The organism is Cryptosporangium japonicum (genome assembly GCF_039524755.1).
Taxonomy (GTDB): domain Bacteria; phylum Actinomycetota; class Actinomycetes; order Mycobacteriales; family Cryptosporangiaceae; genus Cryptosporangium; species Cryptosporangium japonicum.
In genome coordinates, this window is sequence record NZ_BAAAGX010000032.1 from 1 (window position 1) to 16,713 (window position 16,713).

18 protein-coding genes and 1 tRNA gene are annotated in these 16,713 nt (G+C 69.0%); 10 read left to right on the forward strand and 9 right to left on the reverse strand.

The annotated features are described in order from the left end of the window. Window positions 1–47: 47 nt before the first annotated feature. Together ABD437_RS34485 and ABD437_RS34490 are read right to left on the reverse strand one after the other, a co-directional pair. Window positions 48–719 carry a L,D-transpeptidase gene (locus ABD437_RS34485; protein ID WP_344653168.1) on the reverse strand — a complete coding sequence of 224 codons (672 nt, stop codon included), beginning with the start codon at window positions 717–719 and terminating at the stop codon, window positions 48–50. A 77-nt stretch (window positions 720–796) separates the two neighbouring features. Continuing rightward, window positions 797–1,678, reverse strand: coding sequence for a phosphotransferase (locus tag ABD437_RS34490; RefSeq protein ID WP_344653169.1), 882 nt, complete (start codon window positions 1,676–1,678; stop codon window positions 797–799). Between the two features lie 61 nt (window positions 1,679–1,739). On the opposite strand from ABD437_RS34490, the gene ABD437_RS34495 reads away from it, so the two are divergent. Further along, entirely contained in the window at window positions 1,740–2,717 is a 978-nt protein-coding gene (locus ABD437_RS34495; RefSeq protein WP_344653170.1) for an LLM class F420-dependent oxidoreductase, read from the forward strand. A gap of 304 nt (window positions 2,718–3,021) precedes the next feature. On the opposite strand, the gene ABD437_RS34500 is transcribed toward ABD437_RS34495, so the two are convergent. Further along, window positions 3,022–3,107: transfer RNA gene (locus ABD437_RS34500), tRNA-Leu, on the reverse strand. A gap of 71 nt (window positions 3,108–3,178) precedes the next feature. Between ABD437_RS34500 and ABD437_RS34505 the strand changes: the two genes are divergently transcribed. The 6 genes from ABD437_RS34505 to pknB are packed head-to-tail and all read left to right on the forward strand — an operon-like array spanning window position 3,179 to window position 10,869. Continuing rightward, window positions 3,179–4,045, forward strand: coding sequence for an FhaA domain-containing protein (locus ABD437_RS34505; RefSeq protein ID WP_035847369.1), 867 nt, complete (start codon window positions 3,179–3,181; stop codon window positions 4,043–4,045). Then, window positions 4,045–4,569 (forward strand): FHA domain-containing protein FhaB/FipA, encoded by a 525-nt coding sequence (locus ABD437_RS34510; RefSeq protein WP_344653171.1) that lies wholly within the window; start codon window positions 4,045–4,047, stop codon window positions 4,567–4,569. Before ABD437_RS34505 ends, ABD437_RS34510 begins: the two co-directional genes overlap by 1 nt. A gap of 55 nt (window positions 4,570–4,624) precedes the next feature. After that, window positions 4,625–6,064 (forward strand): PP2C family protein-serine/threonine phosphatase, encoded by a 1,440-nt coding sequence (locus ABD437_RS34515; protein WP_344653172.1) that lies wholly within the window; start codon window positions 4,625–4,627, stop codon window positions 6,062–6,064. After that, window positions 6,061–7,542, forward strand: coding sequence for an FtsW/RodA/SpoVE family cell cycle protein (locus ABD437_RS34520; protein WP_344653173.1), 1,482 nt, complete (start codon window positions 6,061–6,063; stop codon window positions 7,540–7,542). Before ABD437_RS34515 ends, ABD437_RS34520 begins: the two co-directional genes overlap by 4 nt. Further along, window positions 7,539–8,993, forward strand: coding sequence for a peptidoglycan D,D-transpeptidase FtsI family protein (locus tag ABD437_RS34525; RefSeq protein WP_344653174.1), 1,455 nt, complete (start codon window positions 7,539–7,541; stop codon window positions 8,991–8,993). The genes ABD437_RS34520 and ABD437_RS34525 overlap by 4 nt, the downstream gene beginning before the upstream one ends. 46 nt (window positions 8,994–9,039) lie before the next feature. After that, window positions 9,040–10,869, forward strand: coding sequence for a Stk1 family PASTA domain-containing Ser/Thr kinase (gene pknB / locus ABD437_RS34530; RefSeq protein ID WP_344653175.1), 1,830 nt, complete (start codon window positions 9,040–9,042; stop codon window positions 10,867–10,869). A gap of 68 nt (window positions 10,870–10,937) precedes the next feature. Here pknB and ABD437_RS34535 read toward each other — a convergent pair whose 3' ends face one another. From ABD437_RS34535 to ABD437_RS34550, 4 genes are read right to left on the reverse strand one after another with little or no spacing between them, the layout of a single operon-like run. Continuing rightward, a complete protein-coding gene (locus tag ABD437_RS34535) occupies window positions 10,938–11,603 on the reverse strand; it encodes an aminodeoxychorismate/anthranilate synthase component II (RefSeq protein WP_344653176.1) in 666 nt (221 codons plus the stop codon). A gap of 12 nt (window positions 11,604–11,615) precedes the next feature. Then, window positions 11,616–11,846, reverse strand: a complete 231-nt coding sequence (locus tag ABD437_RS34540) for a hypothetical protein (RefSeq protein ID WP_344653177.1) — start codon at window positions 11,844–11,846, stop codon at window positions 11,616–11,618. Between the two features lie 2 nt (window positions 11,847–11,848). Continuing rightward, on the reverse strand, window positions 11,849–12,595 hold the full coding sequence (locus tag ABD437_RS34545) for a class E sortase (RefSeq protein WP_425558308.1): 747 nt from the start codon (window positions 12,593–12,595) through the stop codon (window positions 11,849–11,851). Further along, the gene (locus ABD437_RS34550) at window positions 12,496–13,293 is read right to left on the reverse strand and encodes a DUF881 domain-containing protein (protein ID WP_344653179.1); all 798 of its coding nucleotides are present in this window, start codon (window positions 13,291–13,293) and stop codon (window positions 12,496–12,498) included. Before ABD437_RS34550 ends, ABD437_RS34545 begins: the two co-directional genes overlap by 100 nt. Before the next feature lie 66 nt (window positions 13,294–13,359). Here ABD437_RS34550 and ABD437_RS34555 point away from each other — a divergent pair, with 66 nt between their 5' ends. Together ABD437_RS34555 and ABD437_RS34560 are read left to right on the forward strand one after the other, a co-directional pair. After that, complete coding sequence (locus ABD437_RS34555; protein WP_344653180.1) at window positions 13,360–13,629, forward strand: cell division protein CrgA; 270 nt, start codon at window positions 13,360–13,362, stop codon at window positions 13,627–13,629. A gap of 160 nt (window positions 13,630–13,789) precedes the next feature. Further along, window positions 13,790–14,152: a PH domain-containing protein gene (locus ABD437_RS34560; protein ID WP_344653181.1), complete on the forward strand. Its 363-nt coding sequence runs from the start codon at window positions 13,790–13,792 to the stop codon at window positions 14,150–14,152. 163 nt (window positions 14,153–14,315) lie between these two features. Here the strand turns inward: ABD437_RS34560 and ABD437_RS34565 are convergent, their stop codons facing one another. Continuing rightward, window positions 14,316–15,251: a rhomboid family intramembrane serine protease gene (locus ABD437_RS34565; RefSeq protein WP_344653182.1), complete on the reverse strand. Its 936-nt coding sequence runs from the start codon at window positions 15,249–15,251 to the stop codon at window positions 14,316–14,318. A 78-nt stretch (window positions 15,252–15,329) separates the two neighbouring features. Continuing rightward, a complete protein-coding gene (locus ABD437_RS34570) occupies window positions 15,330–15,854 on the reverse strand; it encodes a peptidylprolyl isomerase (RefSeq protein WP_344653183.1) in 525 nt (174 codons plus the stop codon). A gap of 103 nt (window positions 15,855–15,957) precedes the next feature. On the opposite strand from ABD437_RS34570, the gene ABD437_RS34575 reads away from it, so the two are divergent. Beyond that, entirely contained in the window at window positions 15,958–16,683 is a 726-nt protein-coding gene (locus tag ABD437_RS34575) for a hypothetical protein (RefSeq protein WP_344653184.1), read from the forward strand. Window positions 16,684–16,713: the final 30 nt, after the last annotated feature.

Consider the following 16,713-nt stretch of genomic DNA (forward strand, 5'->3'; position numbering starts at 1 on the left):
CAACCAGCTACGCACCACACCCAGCGCACCCACTTTGAGGACAGGCCCTAGGTTCCGGGCTTGCGGCCGAAGATCCGCACCGGGGTGCCGCGCTTGGTGTACGAGAACAGCGCCCTGGCGTCGGCCGGGAGCAGGTTGATGCAGCCGTGCGAACCCGGCGATCCGGGGTCGTAGAGCCAGGTCGTCGTCTGGTGGAAGCCCATGTCGCGGTAGAAGCGCTGCCAGTAGGGCAGCTTCACCTTGAAGTACGACGAGATCGTGCTGATCTTCTTGTCCTGGATGCGGTACGTGCCGGTGGGCGTGATCAGGCCGGTGCGACCGGTTCGGATCGGCACCGGACCGTGGATCCGCTTGCCCGATCGTGTGACCCACATCACCTGGTGGGTGAGGTCGACGCAGACCCGGAGGCCGGCCGAGTAGCCGCAGGAGCCCAGCGAGGCATTACTCAGACGGCTGACGACGCTCGAGGTGAGCGGACCGGCGTATCCGGCGGTCGGCCGGATGTCCATCCGTCGCTGGAACTTCTGGACGGCGACGCAGTCGGCGTAATTCGCCGTCCCGTCGACGGGGAGCCCCAGGTAGGACTCCACCTGACGCTGCGCGGGACCGGTCCGCGGTATGCACCCGGCCGCCTGCGCGGTCGACGGGAGCAGCACGCCCAGGCTCGCGCCGACGAGCATCGCGGCGACGGCACAGCGCACTACAGCACGACGAATCATGGGGGCATCCGTTCGAGGGGGTGACGCAGAACTATCCGGGACGGGCACCCGGGGTCAAGCGGGGAGTCACCAACCGGTCACTTCACGGCACGGTGCACCCGGGCCCGCACCTCGTTCCAGGTGTCGGCCAGCCGGGCCCGCCGGGCGACGCCGACGTCGTCCGTGCGGTGCTGGTAGGTACGGCGCTCCCGGCCGAGCAGGAGCGCGACGTTGACCAGGAACGGCTCCACCGACGCCGGCCCTCCGTCGTCGACCAGGTCCTCGATGGCCCGCCGGGGGCCGTGCAGCTCACCGAGCAGCACCCAGAGCTGGGCGAGGTCGAAACCGGCCAGGTAGAGGCCGGCCGTCGCCCAGTCGAGCAGGACGAACCCGTCCCGGGTGAGCAGGACGTTGTCGAGCACCGGGTCGCCGTGGGCCAGCTCCCACCGGCCGGCCGAGCGACGCGCCAGCTCGGCCACCGCGGCGCGGTCGACGTCGTCGAACGCACCCTGACGCCGCGCGCGGTCGATCCGCGGCGTGTAGTTGACGATCCAGGACTGCCCGACCGGTGGCTGCCACTTGGCCAGCTGACGTAACTCGGTGAGCGCTCCGGCGAGCTCGGTCGGCGGGATCGAGGCCGTGGGGTGGCGCTCGCGTGCCAGCGGCCGCCCGAACACACGCTCGAGGACCAGCACGCCGCGCTCGGCGTCGGCGGCGATCAGCTCCGGCGTGCGGACCGGCGGCGGCACGCTCTCGAACAGCCGGTAGGCCTCGACCTCGCGCAGGAAGTGCTCGCGCCAGAACGGGGCGCCGCCGGCCAGCACTTTCGCCACCACGGGGCGGAGGTCGACCGAGCCGGCGACGACGAACGACGTCGCACTGCGGTGCAGCACGGTGCCGGGAACGAACCGGGGACACACCTCGTAGACGAGGCCCAGCAGGGCGTCGTCCGAGACCGGCTCGGCATCGGTGAACAACATCGGCGCTGACCCTACCGACGCATGCCCGCGTAGTGGGGCAGAGCGCGGGTAACGCCGCGCCATGGTGAATTTCGGTTACACGCTCATGTGCGAACAGGCCGGCCCGACCGCGTTGGTGCGTCACGCGCGTCGCGCCGAGGAGACCGGCTTCGACTTCGAGGTCATCAGCGACCACTACAACCCCTGGCTGAACGCGCAGGGTCACGCGCCAAACGCCTGGTCGGTGCTCGGTGCGGTCAGCCAGGTCACCGAGCGGGTGCCGCTGATGACGTACGTCACGTGCCCCACCGTGCGGTACCACCCGGCGGTGATCGCGCAGAACGCCGCGACGACGGGCCTGCTCTCCGACGGACGCTTCTGGCTCGGCCTCGGCGCCGGCGAGAACCTCAACGAGCACGTCGTCGGCCGGGGCTGGCCGCCGGCGAACATCCGGCACGAGATGCTCAGCGAGGCGGTGGACATCATCGCGGCGCTGTTCACCGGGGAGTACGTCAACTACGTCGGCGAGCACTTCCGGGTCGACTCGGCCAAGCTCTGGGACGTGCCGGACTCGCCGCCGCCGATCGGGATCGCGGTCTCGGGCAAGCAGTCGGCGGAACTGGCCGCCGAGAACGCGGACTTCCTCATCGCGGTGGAGCCGGTCGGCGATCTGATCGACCAGTTCGACCGGGAGAGCGGCAAGACCGGCGCCCCGAAGGTCGGGCAGCTCCCGATCTGCTTCGACCCCGATCGGGACGCCGCGGTCACCCGGGCGCACGAACAGTTCCGCTGGTTCGGCAACGGCTGGAAGGTCAACGCCGAACTGCCCGGCCCGGCCGGTTTCGAGGGTGCGACGCAGTTCGTCCGCGAGGAAGACGTTGCTGAATCGATTCCGTGCGGAGCGGATCCGGCCGCGGTGGTGGAGGCGGCGCGCCCCTACATCGAGGCCGGCTTCACCCACCTGGCGTTCGTCCAGATCGGCGGCGACCACCAGGAAGGCTTCCTGGACTGGTCGGAGAAGGAGCTCCTGCCCGCACTGCGGGACAGCTTCCGCGGGTGACTGTGGCGCAGATCATGAAGATCCCCAACCGGCTTTCCGGGCCGGAAGGGGATGCGCCGGGGCGATTCGCAGGCAACGATTTCGACACCGAACGGCGCTGGTAGTAGCGTTCCGCGCTCCGAGGTCAACCGATGAGGGGATGCTATGAGAACCGGCGGCACGACCGCGGTGGCTTCGGTCACCGGTGGGCGCGTCCGGCCGGTGACCAGCGGTGTCGGATCGCCGACGCTCATGGAACAGGCGTCCACCGAAACGCATTCGGCCCCGCCTGGCCCGTACAGGCCGGCGAGGCCGGAGGTAGTTCTGGTGGGCAAGGGGGGAGTTGAACCCCCACGTCCTTTCGGACACACGGACCTGAACCGTGCGCGTCTGCCATTCCGCCACTTGCCCGGCGAAGACCTGGGAACTCTAACACGTGCCGGATGCTCCCCTCTCGGGGGTTCGCGGCGGCCGATACGATCATGCCGAACCGAGGACAGGAGGAACCGGTGGGCGTTCTGCAGCGCTTCGAGAAGAGGTTGGAGAACCTCGTCGAGGGGGCGTTCGCCAAGGTCTTCAAGGGAGTTGTGCATCCCGTGGAGATCGCTAGCGCGATGCAGCGCGAGGCGGATGCGCACAAGTCCATCTTGGGCGGTGGGCGCACACTGGTTCCCAACCGCTACATCATCGATCTGAGTCCGAGCGACCACGACCGGCTGGCCCAGTACGCGGCCCCGCTGGCGCAGGAGCTCGCGCAGGCCCAGGCCGAGTACATCGGCGAGCAGGGCTGGACGGTGTACGGAGACGTCATCGTCGAGATCGAGCGTGGAGATGGGCTCGACACAGGGATGTTCCGGATCGCCGCCGAGGTGTACACCGGTGGCGTCGAGCCGGCGCACAACCCGAACCCGTACCAGAATCCGCCGCCGCAGGGGTACAACATGCCCCCGCAGGGTGGAGGGCTGCCGCCGGTCAGCGGCCCGCCCGGGTACGGCAACCCCGTCAGTGGGCCCGGGTACGGCAACCCGGTCAGCGGTCCGCCCGGGCCGCAGGGTGGTTACGGGGCCAGGCAGGCCCGGTTGATCACGTCGGACGGGCGGCAGTTCACGATCGTGATCGGTTCCACCGTGATCGGCCGTGGTGAGGGCGCGCAGGTGCGCCTGGCCGACGTCGGCATCTCCCGGCAGCACGCCCGGGTCGACTTCGACGGCTCCCGGGTGGTGCTCACCGACCTGAGCTCCACCAACGGCACCACGGTCAACGGGAACCGGATCAACGCGGCGGCCCTCCAGCACGGCGATGTCGTGCAGCTGGGCACCACGTCGCTCACGTTCCGGCTGGATGGCTGATGCCGGAAGTCGTACTCGCGGTCGCCCGGTTCGGCTTTCTCGCACTGCTCTGGGTGTTCGTGTTCGCCGTCGTCGGAGTGATCCGGCGTGACCTGACCGGGGCTCGCCAGCCCCGGCTGGTCGCGACGCCCCGCGGTGTGCCGTTGGCACCCGCCGGGCGTCCGGCGGCGGCGCCGGGCAAACCGAAGCGCGGGATTTTCGGCGGTGGTGGCGGAGGCGGTGGCGGCGCGGGTGTCCCCCGCACGCTCGTCGTCACCGAAGGAGCGCTGACCGGGACGCGAATCACTCTCGGTGATTCACCGATCACTCTCGGTCGTGCGGACGACTCGACGTTGGTGCTCAATGACGACTATGCGTCAGCGCAGCATGCACGTCTGGTGCCGCGTGCGGGCGAGTGGCTGATCGAAGACCTGGGGTCGACCAACGGCACGTATCTTGGCCCAACCAAGATTTCGGCCCCGACCCCCGTCCCCCTGGGCGCGCCGATCCGAATCGGCCGCACGTCGATCGAGTTGCGCTCATGAGCCAGCGAAGCGAGCGAAGCATGCACCTTTGGCACCTCCTCGGCGAGGATCGCGAATGAGCCTCACGCTGCGCTACGCGGCAAAGTCCGACCGTGGTCTCATCCGGGAAGGGAATGAAGACTCGGTTTACGCCGGCCCGCGGCTGCTCGCGGTGGCCGACGGCATGGGCGGCATGGCCGCCGGTGAGGTGGCGTCGAACATCGTCGTCCGAGCGTTGGAACCCCTCGACGAGGACGTGTCGGCGCACGATCTGGTCGACGCGCTCCGCGGGGCGATCGGCCACGCCAACCAGCAGCTCCGCGACGCGGTGGACGCCAACCCGGCCCTGGAGGGCATGGGCACCACGCTGACGGCGCTGCTGTTCAGCGGGTCGCGGCTGGCGCTCGCGCACGTCGGTGACTCCCGGGCCTACGTGCTGCGCAACAACGAGCTGCACCAGATCACCCGCGACGACACGTACGTCCAGATGCTCGTCGACGAGGGCCGGATCACCGCGGACGAGGCGAACACCCATCCGCAACGCTCCCTGCTCACCCGTGCCCTCGACGGGCGCGAGGTGGAACCGGAGTTCTCGGTACGGGAAGCCCGGCCCGGCGACCGGTACCTGCTGTGCAGTGACGGGCTGTCCAGCGTCGTCTCGATGGAGACGATCGAGGACGCCATGCGGATCGATGACCCGGCCCAGGTCGCCAACCGGCTGATCCAGCTGGCGCTGCGCGGCGGCGGTCCGGACAACATCACCGTGATCGTGGCCGACATCCTCGACGACCGGCTGGCCGACAACGCCCCGGTCGTCGGCGGTGCCGCGGCACGCGACCGCACGACGTCGGCCACCGCCGACACCGCGGCGGGCCGGGCGGCGCTGGCCACCCCGCCCCGCCCCACCCTCGACGACAACAACTACGGCGTCGAGGAAGAGGACGAACCGGTCGAGAGCGGCGGCCGCCACCGCCGCCGCACCACCGCGCTGCTGACCGTGCTCGCCCTGGCCGCACTCGCCGCCGGCGGGTACGCGGCCTGGCACTACACCCAGCAGCAGTACTACGTAGGAACGACCGACGCCGGACACGTTGCGATCTACCGCGGCGTGTCCGGCTCGCTCGCCGGCCTGGAGTTCTCCACTCTGCAGTCCGACACCGATCTCCGCGTCGACGACCTCCAGCAGGTCGCCCGCGAGTCGGTGGAGCAGACGATTCCGGCCGAGAACCGTGAGGACGCTTACACGATCGTGGACAACCTCCGACAGGGACAGGTCCTCCCCTGGTGCCACGGCGACGCCACGCCGACACCGTCCCCGTCGGCGCCCCCGTCGACTCCTTCTTCGGCCTCGCCCAACCCGAGCGAGAGCTCCAGCCCCAACTCGAGCGCGACGACGTCGAGCCCAGCCTCCGCGTCCCCGAGTACTCCGGCTGCCACTGCGTCCCGGCCGGCCGGGGAGATCCTTCCCGCCGGTGAAAGTGACAAGCCCGGCGAGAATTGTCGGGTGGCCCGGTGACGGCTTCGGCCGCTCCCCGCCCCGCCGGCGGATCCGACCCCGCGCTCACCAGTGTGATCGGGCGGCCGGACCGACCGCTGGCCAACAACCAACGCAACACCGAGCTTTTCCTGCTGATCGTTTCGCTGGTCGTGGTGACCGGCATGTCGGTCGCGGTACAGGCGTCGGTGCTGGGTGAAATCAGCGGCAACGCGCTCGCGCTGCCCGGCCTGCTCGCGCTCCTGTTCTTCGGTGCGCACCTGGCCATCCGGTTCCTGGCTCCGTACGCCGACCCGTTGATCCTGCCCGCCGTGGCCACGATCAACGGGATCAGCGTCGTCTTCATCCGGCGCCTGGACCTGGGCCGGCTCACCCCGGACGAGCGGCTGGCCGCCGGTGTGCTGAGCGGCGAGGGCAGCGAGGCGCTCAAGCAGTACATCTGGGCGACGGTGGCGATCCTGGGGTTCGTCGCGCTGCTCTGGCTCGTCCGTGACCACCGGTCGCTCGCCCGGTTCGGCTACATCGCGCTGTTCACCGGTCTGGTGCTGGTGATGCTCCCCGCGGTGCTGCCCTCGTCGCTGAGCGAGATCAACGGCGCGAAGCTTTGGATCATCATTCCGGGCCTCGGCCAGATCCAGCCCGGTGAGTTCGCGAAGATCGCGCTGCTGCTGTACTTCGCGCGCAGCCTGGTCGACAACCGTGACTTCCTGCAGATCGTCGGCAAGTACCAGACGCTCAAGGCCACCCCGGGCTTCCTGTTCCGCGCCTACGCGCCGATCATCGGTGCCTGGCTGGTCAGCCTCAGCATCCTGGTCTTCGAGAAGGACCTCGGGTCGTCGCTGCTGTACTTCGGCCTGTTCCTGGTGATGCTCTACATCGCCACCAACAGCTGGCGCTGGCTGGTGATCGGCCTGCTGCTGTTCATGGTCGGCGCCTACTCCGCGTTCCTGGTCGTCAGCCGGGTGCAGCTGCGTGTGAACGTGTGGCTCCACCCGTTCGACGACCCGTTCGACACCGGGTACCAGATCGTCCAGTCGCTGCTCGCGCTCGGCAGCGGCGGGCTGTTCGGCTCCGGCCCCGGCGCCGGGTCGCCGAACCTGCTCAGCCTGTACGCCAGCACGGACTTCGTGTTCGCGGCGATCGGCGAGGAGATCGGCCTGTTCGGCCTCACCGCGCTGCTGATGCTCTACGCGCTGATCGCGTCGCGGGGCATCCGGGCCGGTCTGGACGTCCGGGACTCGTACGGCAAGTTGCTCGCCGGCGGGCTGGCGTTCTCGATCACCTTGCAGACGTTCGTCATCGTGGGCGGGGTGACGAAGTTGATCCCGCTGACCGGTCTGACGACCCCGTTCCTGGCCTACGGCGGGTCGTCGCTGGTCGCCAACTGGCTGATCATCGCCCTGCTGATCCGTATTTCGGACGCCGGACGCCGTCCGGCCAAGGTGAAAGCTCCGCCGCTCCAGTTGCGGGACGCGCCGACTGAGGTGGTCAAGCTGTGAACGCTCCGCTCCGACGTGTAGCGGTCGCGGTCTTCGTGCTGTTCGCACTGCTCTTCGTGAACTTGAACTACGTCCAGGTGGTCAAGGGCGACGACTACCGCACGAGCGACCTGAACGAGCGGGTCCGGATCTCCAGCTACGAGCGCCCGCGTGGGCTGATCATGGTGGAGGACCAGGCGATCGCCGAGTCCGTCGAGACCGACGGACGGTACAAGTACCAGCGCAAATACCCCCAGGGTGAGCTTTACGCGCACGTCACCGGCTACCAGTCGATGATCTACGGCAACAGCGAGCTCGAGGCCAAGGAGAACGAGGACCTCTCCGGGGAGTCCGACAAGCTGTTCGTGCGCCGGATCACCGACATGATCACCGGCAAGAAGAGCAAGGGCGCGAACGTCATCCTGACCCTCGACAAGGAGGTCCAGGCGGCCACCGCCGACGCGCTGGAGGGCGAGAAGGGCGCGGCGATCGCGCTGGACCCGAAGACCGGCGAGATCCTGTCGCTGGTGTCGAACCCGGCCTACGACCCGAACCCCTTCGCGGCGCACACCGACCAGCCGCAGAAGGACGCCTGGAAGAAGCTCAACGGCGACAGCGTCAACAAGCCGCTGCTCGACCGGGCGCTGCGTCAGGTCTACCCGCCGGGCTCGACGTTCAAGGTGATCATGTCGGCGGCCCTGGTCGACCGGGGCTACAAAGCCGACTCGCAGGTCGACGCGCCGAATCAGTACACCGCTCCGCAGACCGAGAAGTTCATCGAAAACTTCCACGGCGAGACGTGCGGCAACGGTGTCCAGGTCAGCCTCGAGTTCGCGCTCCAGGAGTCGTGCAACACGGTGTTCTCCAAGCTCGGTGTCGAGGTGGTCAAGGCCGAGGGCATCAAGGAGAAGGCCAAGGAGTTCGGCTTCGGGGACACGAACCTGGAGGTTCCCCTCGACGTCGCGGCCAGCCAGACCGGCGAGATAGCCGACCCACCCGCGGTCGCCCAGTCCAGCATCGGCCAGCGCGACGTCCGGATGACGCCCCTGCAGGGCGCGATGATCGCCGCGGCCGTCGCCAACAACGGCAAGCTGATGACGCCCTACCTGGTCAAGAAAGTCGAGGCCGCCGACTACACGACGCTCTCGACGACCCGGCAGAAGGAGTACTCGTCGCCGCTGAGCGACTCGAATGCCGCCGAAGTGCAGAAGATGATGCGTGCGGTCGTCGAGAACGGCACCGGTAAGCGCGCCCAGATCGACGGGGCCGACGTCGGTGGCAAGACTGGTACGGCCGAGGACGGCGACGAGCGTCAGGACCACGCCTGGTTCATCGGCTATGCGATCGTCGACGGGCAGCCCGTCGCCGCGGTCGCGGTGGTTCTGGAGAACGCCGGCACGTCCAGCAGCTCATCCGCGGCGATTGCCGGGACGATCATGAAGTCGATCATCGAGCAGCGAGCGAACCGATGATCCGCAGCGAGGGCCCACGTGGGTCCGCGATTCCGAGGACGAGGCGATGACCGAGGCCCGCCTGTTTGGCGGCAGGTACGAGATCGGACCCGTGCTGGGCTACGGCGGAATGGCCGAAGTTCACATGGGGCGCGACCACCGGCTCGGCCGGGACGTGGCGATCAAGGTCCTGCGGTCCGACCTTGCCCGTGACCCGGGTTTCCAGGCTCGGTTCCGGCGCGAGGCGCAGAACGCGGCCGCGCTGAACCACCCGGCGATCGTGTCGGTCTACGACACCGGCGAGGACCACTCCAGCCGGGACGGCGTCGCGGTGCCGTACATCGTCATGGAGTACGTCGAGGGGCACACGCTCAAGGAGGTGCTGACCGCCGAGGGGCGGCTGGCGCCCCAGCGCGCGCTGGAGATCGTCGCGGACGTGTGCGCCGCGCTGGACTTCAGCCACCGGCACGGCATCATCCACCGGGACATCAAGCCCGGAAACGTGATGCTGACCCCGCAGGGTGCGGTCAAGGTGATGGACTTCGGCATCGCCAGGGCCATCACCAGCGCGTCGTCGCAGATGACCGCGACGTCGGCGGTGATCGGCACCGCCCAGTACCTCTCCCCGGAGCAGGCCCGCGGTGAGACCGTGGACGCCCGGTCGGACGTCTACTCGACCGGTTGCCTGCTGTACGAGCTCATGGTCGGGGAACCCCCGTTCACCGGTGACAACCCGGTTTCGGTGGCCTACCAGCACGTCCGTGAGGACCCGATTCCGCCCAGCCAGCGGAACCCGGAGATCAGCGCGACGATCGACGCGATCGTGCTCAAGTCGATGGCGAAGAACCCCGCGCAGCGTTACCAGAGCGCCGGCGAAATGCGCGCGGACCTGCTGCGTGCCGCCGCCGGGCGTCCGGTCGCGGCCGGGCCCGTTCCCTCCGGCGGCGAGCGCACGGCGGTGCTCGGCGGCGGCGCGGCCACCCGCGTCGTCCCGACTCCCGGCGGCGGCTATTCGACGTCGGTCGGTACCGCGGTCGGCAACGGCGCGCAGAAGCGCCGCGGCGCGACGATCGCCGTCGGGATCCTCGCGGTCATCGCGCTGGTGGCCGTGGTGGCGTTCGCGGCCAGCAAGATCGGTGGCGGTGACGGCAAGGAGATCACGGTCGCCGACGTCGTCGGGGCGAACCAGGTGTCCGCGACGAGGGAGCTCCAAGCGCAGGGACTGAACGTCACCGTGCGAACCGTGCCGAGCACCACGGAGCAAAAAGGCAAGGTGACCGAGCAGAACCCGGCCGCCGGCGCCACCGCCAAGCAGGGCGACAAGGTCGAGATCTCGATCGGCGGCGGGCCCGGTGAAGTTTCGGTACCGGACCTGAAGGGCCTCACCGAAGACGGCGCCAAAGCGCGGCTGGAACAGGCCAAGCTCCAGTACAAGATCGAGGACGACGAAGACAGTGACCAGCCTGAGGGCGAGGTCACCGGGCAGGACCCCGCCGCGGGCCAGAAGCTGCCGGTGAACGGCACGGTCACGGTCAAGATCTCGAAGGCCAACCGCGTGCTGGTGCCCGACGTCAAGGGGCTGACCTTCGACGACGCGAAGAGCCGCCTGGAGAGCGCCGGCCTCAAGGTGCGCAAGGCGGAGGTGGCCTCGGACAAGGCGGCGGCCGGCACCGTGATCTCCCAGTCGCCGGACCAGAACACCAAGCAGAGCCGCGGCACCACGGTGACGCTCACCGTGTCGACCGGCCCGACGGCGTCCAACTCGCCCGACCCGGACGAGTCACCCAGCGACGATCCCGAGCCGAGCGATTCGCCGGAACCGACCGAGAGCACCGGCGCCAGCGCTTCGAGCGGCCCGAGTCCCCGGAACAACGGCGCGAACCTGCTGACGCGCTGACGAACCCCGAAGGGCCCGACTGCGGTGGCAGTCGGGCCCTTTCTGGTCTCTCCGGCCTTCTCAGCCCCTCAGGCGTACGCGGCCAAGCGACGCTGTTCGACCTGGTCGACGAGCGCGGTGGAGCGATCGACCGCCCCCGCGTCGCCGCAGGCGCCCAACCAGTTGGCGAGCATCCGGTGCCCGCCCTGGGTGAGCACCGACTCGGGGTGGAACTGCACACCCTCGACGGCCAGCTCGCGGTGGCGCATCGCCATCACGACCCCCGACGGCGTCCGACCGGTGACCTCGATCTCGGACGGCAGCGTGTCCTCGACGACCGCGAGCGAGTGGTACCGCGTCGCGGTGAACGGGTCGGGTAGCCCGGCCAGCACCCCGGCGTCGGCGTGGTGCACCTCGCTGGTCTTCCCGTGCAGCAGCTCGGGCGCGCGGTTGACGGTGGCCCCGTAGGCCACGCCGATCGCCTGGTGCCCCAGGCAGACGCCGAACAACGGAACCCGGCCGGCGAGCTGCTCGACCATCGCGATGCAGACGCCGGCGTCCTCCGGTGCGCCCGGCCCCGGTGAGAGCAGCACTCCGTCGACCGGCGCCCCGTCGACGTCGCCGTCGAGCACCTCGGCGGGCTGAACCGCGTCGTTACGACGCACGACGCACGCGGCGCCGAGCTGGCCCAGGTACTGCACCAGGTTGTAGACGAACGAGTCGTAGTTGTCGACGACCAGGATGCGTGGGCTCACCCCACGATTGTGTCATCCACCCGCGGTGGTGGGCGCTCCTGTTTCCGCCGGGGCGGTCGGGTTGTTCTCGTCGACGGTCTGGCCGGTGCCGTCGACGGTGACGTCACCGAAGGGCAGCAGCGGCTCGGCCCACGGGAACACCTTGAACCAGAGCGCCCACCCGACGACGCCGATCAGGATCAGCGCGCAGAGCGACTTGAGCGCGGCGTTGCCGGGCAGGTGGTCCCAAATCCATCCGTACACGTCTACTGGACCTCGGGGGGCTTTCCGGCGCTGTGGGGCTGCGCTTTGGTCTGTTCGGCCCAGACGATCAGCCGCTCGTAGTTGTCCCACTTGGGGTTGCACGTGGTGAGCGTCAGCATCTTGGCGGTGGCCTTCTGCCCGGGGTTCTCCGGGTTGGAGCTGACGACCGAGACCTGGGTCGGCAGCGTGATGAAGTTCTTCTTGACCGAGTACACGTACCAGTCGGTCTGGGTCTCGAGGACGATCGTGTCGCCGTTCTTCAGCTTGTCCAGGTCCCAGAAGATCGACGGCATCCGGTGGCCGGCGATCGCGAAGTTGCCGACCTCGTCGGGCATCTGGCTGTCGGGGTAGTGCCCGGGGGCCAGCTTGATGTCGTCGGGGTCGACACCCTCGACGACCACCCACTTCTTGTCGAGCTTGGGGATGTAGAGCCGGGCGACGGCCTGGCCCGGCAGCGGTTCGGCCGGCGCGGCCGACTTGCCGTCCGGCGTCGGGCCGGCCGCCCACTGCTGGTCGAGCTGGGCGTTCAGCCGGTCCTGATCGGCGTTGACCTGGTAGGCCTTGCCGTAGACCTCGTACGCGGCGAACATCAGGACGACGAGGCCCAGTGTGATCAGGACCTCGCCGAACGTGCGGATCGAGCTGCGGATCAGCGACTCGGACTCGTGGCGTGCGTCAACCCCGTTGGCCCGTCGTACGCCGGGAGCGTCACGACCTGCGGGTCTCCAACTGTGTATCCCAGGTTCCACGCGGACGCCGCTTGGCGGAACAGCAACACCCCGCGCGACGTGTCTAGGGCGTCCCGCATCGACGAGACGTTGCCAATCGCGGTTATCACGAACGCCGGAGAGAACGTTCTCCCGTGAAGCAGAAGGGTGTTGCCCACGCACCGCACGGCGCTGGTGGAGATCACGCGGATCCCCATGATCGTCATAGCTTCCGCGCCACCCGCCCATAGTGCGTTCACCACCGCCTGCACATCCTGTTGGTGCACGACCACGTCATCCGCGTTGGCGCCGGCCGGCAGAACCCCGCCGGGCCGACGCGGTGCGTCGTCGAGCTTGACCGTGAGCGACGGTCCGCGAACCTTTCCCAGTCCTGCGGGCCCGGTGAGTGAGTCGACTTCCCGCTGCGGGCCTTTCAAGCGGGCGTCGGTGCGCGTGCGTGATCGAGTTGCCTCATCAACTGAACGACGCAACTCAGCGGCTCGGCGTTCAGATGTTGCGACCTCAGTGTTACCGCGTCGGATCAACTCCGCGAGCTGATCGCGGCGTCCGCCCCGTAGATCTGAGCCCTGGGAAGTCTCGGCGCTGGTCGCGAACAGCACTCCGGCCAGCAGTAACACGCCGGGGAGGGCGATCCGCCAGCCCAGCGCGTGGCGCGTCGGGCCCGCGGGAGACCGGCCGGCCCGGTGACGCGGAGAACGCGCGCGCCGGATCGCCGCCACATCGCCTCCTCGTCGAGAGCCTTCGACGACTACGCTAACCCGGGAACCCCGTATCAGGAGAAACCCGTGCCGAAGTCACGCGTACGTAAGAAGAAGGTCTACACCGCGCCGAGCGATGTCCGGCCGAGCGCCACCACCACCGCGAAGCGGGCGAAACCGAGCCCGCGGTGGGTGCCGGGGGTGGCGATCGCGCTCATCGTCGCCGGTATCGCGTGGCTGGTGACCTATTACATGACCCAGGGCGAGTACCCGGTCGCCGAGCTGTCCGCCTGGAACCTGGCCATCGGTTTCGGCATGCTCGTCGCGAGCCTGGGCGTCTTCACGCAGTGGCGCTGAAACCCCGGTCATCCACAGGACACCCCCAGAATGGGCTCTCAGCCTGTGGATATTGTGGATAACTTCGGCGGATTGTGGGCGACGGGCGCGCTGGCCTGTGGATAACTCCGAAACTCTTCGGCAGTGGCGCGTTCCCGTTGCCGTCCCGTCCGTCAAGCTCGTGGCCGCTGGCGTGCTCGTCGTCGCGACGGTCACGATCACCCGTGACCTCGTCGGCGCGGTACTCGGTCTGTTGGTCGCGGGCGGGCTCGGGGTGTCCGGGCTGCGCGACCTGCTGGTGCCCGTGCGCCTGGAGGCCGACGCCGAGGGCGTGGCCGTGCTCGCCGGCCTCACCGGTCGTCGCCGCTACCCGTGGGCCGTCGTCGAGCGCATTCGGGTGGACGAGCGGCGTCGGCTGCTCGGCCGCTCGACGATGCTCGAGATCGACGTCGACGACGATCTGTACTTCATGAGCCGCTACGAGTTGGGCGTGCACCCGGCTGAGGTGGCCGAGGAGCTCCTAACGCTGCGCACCGGTCGCTAAGGCCGTGTCCTGTGGATCCGTGCTCGGCTGCGGCTCCGCTCAGCCGCCGCCAGGCCGCGTTGTCGGGCCTCCCGGATACAACAGCGGTATCCGGAAGGCCCTCCGCCTTGCCTGACGACGCCTGAGCGGTGCCTCGCTGCGAGCGAGATCCACAGGACACGGCCTAGAACAGCACTCCGAACGACGCGGTGCGCAGGGCGATGAGAACCACCAGCGCCACCGCGACGCCCCCCAGCGCGATCCACTGGAGTCGGGCCCGGTTCGGGCCGGCGGGCAGGTACGCCATCAGAGCGCCGACCGCGGCGCCGACGACAAACCCGCCGATGTGGCCCCAGATGCTGATGTTGGCGACCACGAACCCCAGGCTGAAGTTCAGGATGATCAGGAACACCAGGCCACGGGGATCGGCCCGGAGCCGGCGCAGGAAGAAGAACATCGCTCCCAGCAGACCGAAGATCGACGCGGACGCGCCGGCCGAGGCCTGGTTGAGCGGGGAGAACAGGTACACGGCGACCGAGCCGCCCACCCCGGCGAACAGGTAGAGCGCCAGGAACCGCGCCCGGCCGAGCAGGCGTTCACACTCGCGCCCGAGTATCCACAGGGCGTACATGTTGAACGCCAGGTGGATCAGCCCGTAGTGCAGGAAGTCCGCGGTCAGCAACCGCCAGAACTCGCCGGCGGCGATACCGCCCTGGACCTCGAGGAAGCCCCCGCCGTACGCGGGTACCGCCGCGCCCCACTCGGTGACCCCGGTGACGCCCCCGAAAATGACGAAACGCCCGAGCTGGGCGATCGACACCTCGCTGGTGAGCACCGCGGCCGCGACCGTGAGCACCCAGGCCACCACGTTGATGACGATGAGCGAGCGGGTGACGGTGCCCTGCTCACCGGAGAGGCTGCCGCCGAAGACGGTGCGCGCCGGGATCGTCGTCTTGCGCCCCTCGCGGACGCACTCCGGGCACTGGAACCCGACCGACGCCGGTTGCATGCAGTCGGGGCAGATCGGGCGGTCACACCGGACGCAGGTCACGTACGTGCTGCGGTCGGGGTGGCGGTAACACACCGGGGTAGCGGTGGTCTGAGCGCTTTCCTCGGTCACTGCCCATCCTCTGCTTGCTCTTGACAGGCCGAACGGCGCGCCCGGGAAACAAGTTCCCGGACGCGCCCCGGTGTCAGATCAGCGCTGCTCGATCGTGACGCTCTCGATCACGGCGTCCTGCACCGGACGGTCGCCCCGGCCGGTCGGCGCCTGCGCGATCGCGTCGACGACCTTCTGGCTCTCGGCGTCGACGACCTCACCGAAGATCGTGTGCTTCCGGTTGAGGTGCGGGGTCTGCGCGACCGTGATGAAGAACTGCGACCCGTTCGTGCCCGGCCCGGCGTTCGCCATCGCGAGCAGGTAGGGCTTGTTGAACACGAGGTCGGGGTGGAACTCGTCCTTGAACTGGTAACCCGGCCCACCGGTTCCGGTGCCGAGCGGGTCACCGCCCTGGATCATGAATCCATCGATGACACGGTGGAAGATCGTGCCGTCGTAGAGCTTCCGCTGGCCACTCTCACCGGTGCGCGGATGCGTCCAGTTCTTGCTGCCTTCAGCCAGGCCCACGAAGTTGCGCACGGTCTCCGGCGCGTGGTTCGGGAACAACTTAATTGTGATCGGCCCGAAATTCGTGTGCAGAGTGGCGTAAAGATCGTCGGCCACGGGGTAGTTCCTCTCTATCGTGTAGGCCCCATCCTGCCACGCTGGTACGAGCTTGGACCGACGTGCAGGATAGGGACATCGAGACCCACACAGAGGGGGCAAGATGGTGTTCCGTCGCAAGAAGGCCTCGACGCTGGACCAAGCGTCGGCCAAGGCCAAGGAGATCGGTGCAGAGGTCGGGGCGGGGGTAGAGCACCTCCGCAACGCCGCTGTGGCGACCGCCGGAGCGGCACGGGACGCGGTCAAGCCGGCGGTCGGCAGCGCTCGGGACGCGCTGGGGCCAAAGGTCGACGCCGCGCGAGTGGCCGTCGCCCCGAAGGTGGAAGCCGCGCGGGTCGCCGTGGCGCCGAAGCTGGAGTCCGCACTCGGGACCGCCCGGGAGACCGTGGGCCCGCGGGTGGAGTCGGCTCGTGACACGGCCGTCACCGCGGTGAAGCCCAAGGTCGACCAGGTCCTGGTCGCGCTCGCACCGCTGGTCGCGGCCGCGGTCGAGGCCCAGACCACCTCCAAGAAGCAGGTCAAGAAGTCGGCGAAGAAGTTCGAGAAGCAGACTCGCGGCCAGCGCAAGGAGGCCGCGAAGCGGGCTCGTGAGACCGCTCTGGCGCTGCGTGGTCAGCGTCGTCGCCGGTGGCCGTGGATGCTCGGTGCGCTCGCCGCCGGCACCGCGGTCGGAGCCGGCGTGGCCCTGGCCGCGCGGCGCAACCGCCAGCCGGAGTGGGAAGAGTACGACCTGGTCGAGCCGGACACGCGTACCACCGTCACGGCCACGACCGACCCGGTGGACACGGCAACGGACACCAAGTCCGCCGCCGACAGCACTCGTAGTTGAGTGCTCGCCGAGTGGCGAGGGGCCTGCGAC

Bases quoted from the DNA above. Each gene is read 5' to 3' on its own strand.
- ABD437_RS34485 (WP_344653168.1), bottom strand. From the start codon at position 719: ATGATTCGTCGTGCTGTAGTGCGCTGTGCCGTCGCCGCGATGCTCGTC.
- ABD437_RS34490 (WP_344653169.1), bottom strand. From the start codon at position 1,678: ATGTTGTTCACCGATGCCGAGCCGGTCTCGGACGACGCCCTGCTGGGC.
- ABD437_RS34495 (WP_344653170.1), top strand. From the start codon at position 1,740: ATGGTGAATTTCGGTTACACGCTCATGTGCGAACAGGCCGGCCCGACC.
- ABD437_RS34505 (WP_035847369.1), top strand. From the start codon at position 3,179: ATGCCGAACCGAGGACAGGAGGAACCGGTGGGCGTTCTGCAGCGCTTC.
- ABD437_RS34510 (WP_344653171.1), top strand. From the start codon at position 4,045: ATGCCGGAAGTCGTACTCGCGGTCGCCCGGTTCGGCTTTCTCGCACTG.
- ABD437_RS34515 (WP_344653172.1), top strand. From the start codon at position 4,625: ATGAGCCTCACGCTGCGCTACGCGGCAAAGTCCGACCGTGGTCTCATC.
- pknB (WP_344653175.1), top strand. From the start codon at position 9,040: ATGACCGAGGCCCGCCTGTTTGGCGGCAGGTACGAGATCGGACCCGTG.
- ABD437_RS34575 (WP_344653184.1), top strand. From the start codon at position 15,958: ATGGTGTTCCGTCGCAAGAAGGCCTCGACGCTGGACCAAGCGTCGGCC.